The sequence below is a fragment of the Bradyrhizobium sp. 44 genome (assembly GCF_023073095.1).
GTDB lineage: Bacteria > Pseudomonadota > Alphaproteobacteria > Rhizobiales > Xanthobacteraceae > Bradyrhizobium.
Map to the genome: position 1 here is coordinate 1 of NZ_JADPIY010000038.1, position 7,375 is coordinate 7,375.

Below are 7,375 nucleotides of genomic sequence, written 5' to 3' on the forward strand. Positions count from 1 at the left end.
TCGTCAACGATCACCCGAATAGCCAGATCGACGAACTGCTACCCTGGGCCTATCTCGCTACCCCAGAACGCTGGCGCGTGGCCTGAGAACATCGCTTACCCCTGAGGAGCGTGTGGCCTAATTGGGCTAACTAACCCTGGGGCGCTCTCCGCGACATCGACTGGTCCTTGCTGGGCCCACGCCTCCTTCGTGGAGTGCCAAAGCTCAGACTACATTCCGGCGTCGAGACTGGATCGGCGGCCTGGCGAATGCTCGCGGCTACGTTCCATACGATCCGAAAGCCACGACGAGCCGACCAGCCAAGAGGGGAAGATTGTTGCCGGGACAAACTGCAGCACGCCGGCCCCGACGGCCGGCGTGCTGGCAACACTTTAGACGCTAATGTGTATATCCGTACTGTGAGTAGTGCTTATTGACGTAATAGCTGCGATTCTCGGCGTCGTACTTATAGAGCTTGTCCATGTCTACTTTGTTCAGGATTACGCCGAGAGTATTCTCCAAGATACCGGGTGCCCGGCCAAGCGCATGCTCGACAACGTCGATCTTCGTAGCGCCCCATTCGACAACAAACAAATATGCATCGATCAGATGGGTGGTGGCCTGTGCGTCGATCACGGGTGCTAGAGGCGGCAAGTCCACGATGATGTAGGCGTATTCACTGCGCAGCTTATCGATCAAGGTCTTGGTGACCTGTGCGCTCATGATCTCGTTGCTTTGAGCGAAAAGGCCGTTTGTAATCGTAGGTAGGAAAGAGAGATACTTCGACTGGTCCGTCCAAACCGCATCCGCGAGTGGCGTTCTTCCCGAGATCACGTCAAGGAAACCGATCTTCGCATTCGGCGCCAATGTGCGCGTGATTGCCGGGTTTCGAAGATCGAAGTCCAGGAGCATTACTTTTGCCCCGGCTGAGGCGATCGTAAGCGCAAGGGAGGCTGCAACGGTGGATTTCCCTTCTCTCGGGAGCGACGACGTCATGCCGATTACCTTGGCGCCTTTGCCCGGACAATTGAGGTCTATCGACAATTTTATTGTGCGCATCGCCTCTGCGTGACTGGAAAGGGGAGCGTCGACGCTGGCCCAAGCAGGCCCTTTCGATCGCGCCAGGTAACGCTCGCCTTCCAGAGGACGCGGCCGCGCCGGGCTAGCGTCGATCTCTTCTTTCCAGAGCGGAACCGGTGTGATGCAATCCTTCTGAAGTTGCCGCTCAATCTGGCTGACGCTGCGGAAGACGTTGTCGGTAAACTCGCGAAGAAAAGCGATCGCGCATCCGAGAGCTACGCCAACTCCGAGAATTCCCGCCAGTACCTTTAGAGTCGATTTGAATTCTCGATCCAGAGCAGGGGCTGCACGGGTGATAACCCTTGCCTCTGTGACTGGAAAAGATTTCTGTTCAACGGATTCCAGATACCGCTTGTTCAGATTTTCGTACAGTTCTTTTGTGCTCGTTGCCGCACTCTCAAGCTCGCGCAACCTAACCTGATTGCGGTTGGACGCCTCCGACTGAGAAACTGCCTGAGCAACCTGCGAATCGAGGCTCTTCTCCCTGCGAACCGCGAGATCGTAGTCGCTCCTGAAGGCTTCACCGACTCGGCGAAGCTCGTCTATCATGGCCGATCGAACCTGCGTGGCCTGACTGTGCAGATTGATGACCGCCAAATGATCGCTTCCGAACTTGGTTGACCATTCTTTTTCCCTGGTGGTCAGGTCGATAAGCTGAGCTCGCAACTTCGCCACCGTGTCGTTGATTGGGACGTCGGTGACGAGAGCATTGGTGTTGTCTGATGCCAGTGCGGACTGGACCACGGCATTGACGCGTTCAAGTCGGGCTTTCGCCTCGGACGATTGTCCTCGCGCCGCCAATAGCTGGCTGTTGACCTCTGCTAGCTGCTGCTCGCTCATCAGCCGCCCGCCGGTGTCGACAATGTTATTGTTGGCCTTGAACTCCACAACGGCGCGTTGGGCAGCCAAAGTCTGTTCGCGCATGTCTTTGACGCGCCCTTCCAGCCAGGTGCTTACTTGCCGCGTCGCCTGGAATTTTGAATCGAGCTGATCGGCGATATAGGAGTCTGCAAACGCATTCGCGTATTGCGCAGATTGCTCGGCATTGCGGCTCTCGTAGTTGATCTCGATAATCCAAGCAATGCCAAGGCGCTTCACCGTGAGATGCTTCTGCAGTACTGCGAGCAGTTGCCTGGTGTATTCAAACTCCGTCGGCTGCTTTGACGACCCAAAAAAGCCGGCCTGCTGAGGCGGAATGTTGTCAGTTAGGCGAAGCTTCTTGATGACCTCAAGCGCGATCTTTTCGGACTTGAGGATCTCGAGTTGGCTCTCGACCGCCGATGACGAGTCGATGATCAATTCGCCGGCGGGCTGAAACAGCTGAAACTTGGCTGTGTCGATACCCACTGTGGCCGTCGCCTTGTAAACCGGGGGAGCTAACAGGGCATAGAGACCTGCGGCACTCACAGCCAGCACAACGGCGCACCCCAGCACCCAAGCCTGGCGGCGCAGAAATCCAAGCACCATCGGGATGTATTGTGCTGATTGATTTGAGCCAGCAGGTAGGCCGTTGGCGTCCGAGTCAAAGGAAGAAAGCTGATGACCTTTGTTTACATGAAGCATGAAACATCCAAATTAACTACGGAATGACCGATATAAGATTTAAACAGTAACATGGCTGCAGCGCCTCTGCCACGAGGAACCCGCGGTTTTCAGGCTTAATCGCTGGTGTCTTCGATTAAAGTTAAGGCGTTGAAGGACTGTCGAAATTCCCTAAATGGTTGAATTTGAACCCGATGCCGTTTAAGCCATGGGGCCTCTTTAATTGGTGGCTTGAGCGGCTTGCTGAGCGTGTCTCAATCGGAACAAGCAATTCAGGAACTCTGCAATGTCCAAATTCGCGGGGCGGCAACAAAGCGTTGTTGTAGATGGAGTGGTCCCGTCTAGGGCAAGTCCGCCTTTCCGGTCTCCTCCGACCGCCGCCGAGGTGCATGCGACGCCTGCTGCTTTGCGGATGTTGCTCGGTATCTGTCTAATTTTCTCATTTCCCGCTTTTACGATTCAGTTGGCGCTGAACATGGCGACCGGCCAGTGGGTCGGGTCGCCCATCCTGCAGGCGATGACGCTTGGCACGGAGCTGCTGGTCTTCTGCGCTATCCTTGGATCGCAGAGCACAAGATCACTGGTCGCTCAGTGTTGGCCGATCCTAGCACTGATTATGTTTGCGTTTGTCTCGGCGATTTGGTCCCAAAACCGGGCCGCCACGATTCAAACTGCGAACACCTACATGACGACAGCGTTGCTCGGATTGGTGATCGTCGGACTGTTGCCAGGATTTCAATCTGTCAAATTTGTTGTCAGGACTATGGCGGTTGGATGCCTGCTGAGTATCCTGTGGGTCGTCCTATTTCCCGAAACGGCTATTCACCAACTGAGCGACCCATACCAAACCGTTCATGCCGGTCTCTGGCGCGGTGTCTTCAGTCACAAACAAGGTCTGGGATACTTTTCCGGGCTGACGGTAGGACTGTTGTTGTTCTACCGCACGTCCATATTTCCGGCGCCAGTATGGGCGTTTTTTTTGGTCTGCAGCGTCATGTGCCTAATCGGTTCGGGGTCCGCGACCGGGATGGTGGCTACGGCGGTCGCGCCTGCGTTTCTATTCATGGCGTACTTCATTGCCCGTTTGCCGCTTCCGTTTCGCCAACCGATGGTCGTGAAGTTTGCGATCGGTGTGGCCATCATCGGGCTCGCCTTTCGGCTAGGCATTCTCAATTATGTAATTGTGCAGATTCTCGGAAAGTCCACGGATCTAACAGGTCGGGCGGATTTCTGGCCAATAATCCTGCAAAATTTCTATGCCTCGGGTCATAGTTTCCTTGGCGGTGGTTTTGGAGCAAAGATTGCGGCGGACATGTCGGAGTGGAGCGTCGACAATGGCTACGTCGATAAGTTTCTGGAGTTCGGTTACCTGATCACTCCTTTGATTTTTGGAATATTCGTTCTGATCCTCTGGAAAGGGATCCGCCTGGTGGTTGCTAACCCCGGCGGTCAAACGTCAGCTAATATTTTCCCCTTTGCAGTTTGGTGCGTTACGCTCATCCTCAACATCAGCGAAAGCAATTTCATGACGAAGTGCTTGAGCACGGTACTGACGTCAGTAGCTGTGGGGCTCATAGTCCAGCAGGCTCAGTCATCTTCGCGAAGGCAGCGGGTCCAGTTTCGCCGCGTCGATTGACACTGGACGATCCGTTCCAGCTTCAGCCCAGTGCCTTTGGACGGTTCCGTGATCGCGATTGGGCGCCCGGCTTTGCTCCTGAAGATCGGTGTTTCGCTGGGCCGCCAGCGCTTTTGGCTATCCGGCATTTGGCCCCTCAATTCAATTTTGGAGAAACAAATCTCCAATTCATAAACTTCGATTGTCTCCGCGTTCGGAGTTGGCGCTTTCATTGTGCGGCATTTAATTGGTATTATGGTACGGTTAATTGCCCGAGAGGGGCGGATCGTCACACTTTGGACAATCCGGGTTCCCAACGCTGCCGCAATAGGCAATTAACCATGTTGATGTCCTGACGCTGGGGAGCGCGGGCGGTCGATTGATCTGGTTTTGGTGGATTTGGGATAAAGGGGGGCGGTGTGCTCAATTCAACGAGCGTTGAGGCGCTGAGATTTGACTGGCTTCCGGGGGGGCGCGGAGCTCGTGGCGGCGAAATTAAATATTCAATGCAGCCGGTGTCGACTAATCGGCGGATTGGTTTCATAAAACTATACGATTGTAAAAAGCCGGATCTTCATAAGTTCCCTTTAGTTGTTCCAACGCTTGAAACGCATCAGCGCGTCAACTGAGCATCGAGGGACTTTAGATGGCCGTGCAGACAGATCCGCCAGTCATTTTGGCGGCCTCGCCCGATAATGTCGTCTTCGACAAAGACCCCGGAGCGAGTTATTCCGACGAACTGTTGGTTGTCGGCACTGCTATTCCTAATAGCACGATCACCGTCTATGACGGGAGCACGCTTCTTGGTGCAGCAACAGCTAACAGCGCTGGCATCTGGACGTACCAAACGTCTTCACTAAGGGACGAAGCGCATAGTTTTACGGCGACAGCAACGGTCAGTGGCGTTACGAGTGCTGCGTCGTCGGCTTTCACGCAAACTATTACGGTAGGGATATCCAATTTCTCTCCGTTGACCGACCAATGGTCTGCACCAATCTTGGTTGGCGGCCAGCAGTACTATGTCGAGAATGCCAACGTTAATGGCAATGCACCTTGGGCGATCAAACAACTCGACAGTCATACGCTCAGGTTTGAGTTGCGCCCCAACGACATTTGGCTGGACAATGACAGTCACCGTAGTGAGATAAGCGGTGGCACGGTCTATTCGGCCACGTCCACGATAGACCTTTCGTACCAGTTTACGGTTCAGCCGGGATTTAACGACACAAGCGACAGTCTCGCGTGGCAAATTCTCGGACAATTCCACGCGGACGATAATGACGCGACTTACCAGTCGATCGAGGGCGGCAGCCCGCCGCTGGCGGTCCATCTCACCGGCGCAAATGGTTACGGTGAGGGCGACTATCTCGCAATCGAGGCGTTCTATGCGCTTCCAGGGCAAAAGGAATGGACCGCGGCTACTTTGCCCGGCGATCCGCTGAATAGCTATCTTTGGGTATCTTCGGCGCCGATCGTGCGGGGGCAGCCGATTGACGTCCACATGGAAGTGAATTTCCAGAACAATGCAAACGGCTTCCTGGAGGTTTGGATCAACGGTCAGCAGGTCGTCGACTATCACGGCCCGATCGGATACGGCGGTGGCGTCTATTGGAAAGAAGGAGTTTACGAAGGCTGGTCCAGCAATCAGCCGATCACGGTAGACTATTCTAACACGGTCATTACGGCCAAGCCTGGCGCGCCGCTCATCTTGACCGATGTGGTGAATGGCAACCAGGTCATGTTGAGTGGCACGTCCCAGGCCAATAGCGCCGTTTCAATTTATGATGGTTCTACCAAGCTTGGAACGGCGACGGCGTCGTCCAATGGTTCTTGGTTTTACCAGACCAGCGCGCTGTCGATTGGGAGCCATAACCTCACCGCGACGGCAACCGATAGTGCGGGAAATGTCGGACAGGCATCTGCGATTGCGAGTGCAACAATAGCGGCGCTCACTGCTCCGATTATCACAAAGGTCGCCACGTCCGCTCCAAGCGGTCAGACGGTTACCGGAACCAAGATCACTTTCACGCTGACGATGAATTCGGTCGTGTCGGTGACGGGAACGCCGACGCTGCTGCTGAACGACGGCGGCACCGCCGTTTACAGCGCGGGATCTGGCTCCAACAGTCTGACATTCACTTACACTGTCGGAGCAAACGACAGTAGCGTTAAGGGTCTTGCGATCGTCGGCGCTGACCTGCCGAATGGTGCGACCATCAAGGACGGCAACGGAATCGCGGCGCTCCTTACCGGCGCCTTCGTCCAATTTTCCGGAGTTACTATCGACGCGCAACCAGTCAAGACGCCGGTTTTCGGCGATCCCGTGGACAATGGAAATGGTACATTTACGTTCACCGGAACCGCAGGGGCCAATACGACCGTCTATTTCGCGACGCCATATGGCGTCGCGCTCGGAAGCGCTGCCGTTGACAGTACAGGTCACTGGACCTTTACGAGTCCTACTTTCGTCGGCAACACGTGGAATAGCATCCAGGCATACAACGTTAATTCGCTTGGAAATGTGAGTGCGATTGGTGTCGAAAATGGAGCGGGGTTCGGCAGCAGTTCGAGCTTGCCTCCTTCTCCGATCATCACCGGCAATGCGTTGGTTGGGAGTACTGTTACTCTCTACGGCATGGTGACGCCTGGCTACTCGATCACCAAGGTTACCGTTTTTGACGGCGCCACGCAGATCGGCACCGCTACGATAAATAGCGACAACAGTTGGTCGTTCTCGACGAGCACCTTGGCGAACGGCGTTCACAATTTTACTGCCAAAGTGACGAATGCGTCAGGTACCAGCGCGGGCTCGATTCCGGATTTGATCACCGTTGGGACAGTGACGACTGGCACTGATACGACGGCACCGACGGTCGTTTCCTTGGTCGCGACCGGCAACGGAGTCACGGCCGGTACAGGCAATATTGGCGCTGGAAGCGTCGTGACGCTCACCGTGAGCCTGAGCGAGGCGGTGACGGTGGCGGGCGGCACGCCGACGCTGACGCTGAACAATGGCGGCACGGCGACCTATGCCGGCGGCTCGGGCAGCAATACACTGACGTTCAGCTACACGGTTGCGGCCGGCCAGAACACGTCCGACCTCGCGGTGACGGCCTTCAACCTGAACGCCGCGACGGTCAAGGATAGCGCAGGCAACGC

3 protein-coding genes are annotated in these 7,375 nt (G+C 55.5%); 2 read left to right on the forward strand and 1 reads right to left on the reverse strand.

Features of this window, described 5'->3' with window-relative positions:
• Positions 1–378 precede the first annotated feature (378 nt).
• Positions 379–2,622, reverse strand: a complete 2,244-nt coding sequence (locus IVB41_RS32770) for a polysaccharide biosynthesis tyrosine autokinase (protein ID WP_027568243.1) — start codon at positions 2,620–2,622, stop codon at positions 379–381.
• 265 nt (positions 2,623–2,887) lie between these two features.
• Here IVB41_RS32770 and IVB41_RS32775 point away from each other — a divergent pair, with 265 nt between their 5' ends.
• Positions 2,888–4,237 carry an O-antigen ligase gene (locus IVB41_RS32775; RefSeq protein ID WP_247438672.1) on the forward strand — a complete coding sequence of 450 codons (1,350 nt, stop codon included), beginning with the start codon at positions 2,888–2,890 and terminating at the stop codon, positions 4,235–4,237.
• Positions 4,238–4,862: 625 nt separating this feature from the next.
• The coding region (locus IVB41_RS32780; protein ID WP_247438673.1) for an Ig-like domain-containing protein at positions 4,863–7,375 on the forward strand (2,513 nt) is incomplete at its 3' end.

What these genes read in the sequence shown, in the direction of transcription:
- IVB41_RS32775 (WP_247438672.1), top strand. Translation starts at nt 2,888, where the DNA reads ATGTCCAAATTCGCGGGGCGGCAACAAAGCGTTGTTGTAGATGGAGTG.
- IVB41_RS32770 (WP_027568243.1), bottom strand. Translation starts at nt 2,622, where the DNA reads ATGCTTCATGTAAACAAAGGTCATCAGCTTTCTTCCTTTGACTCGGAC.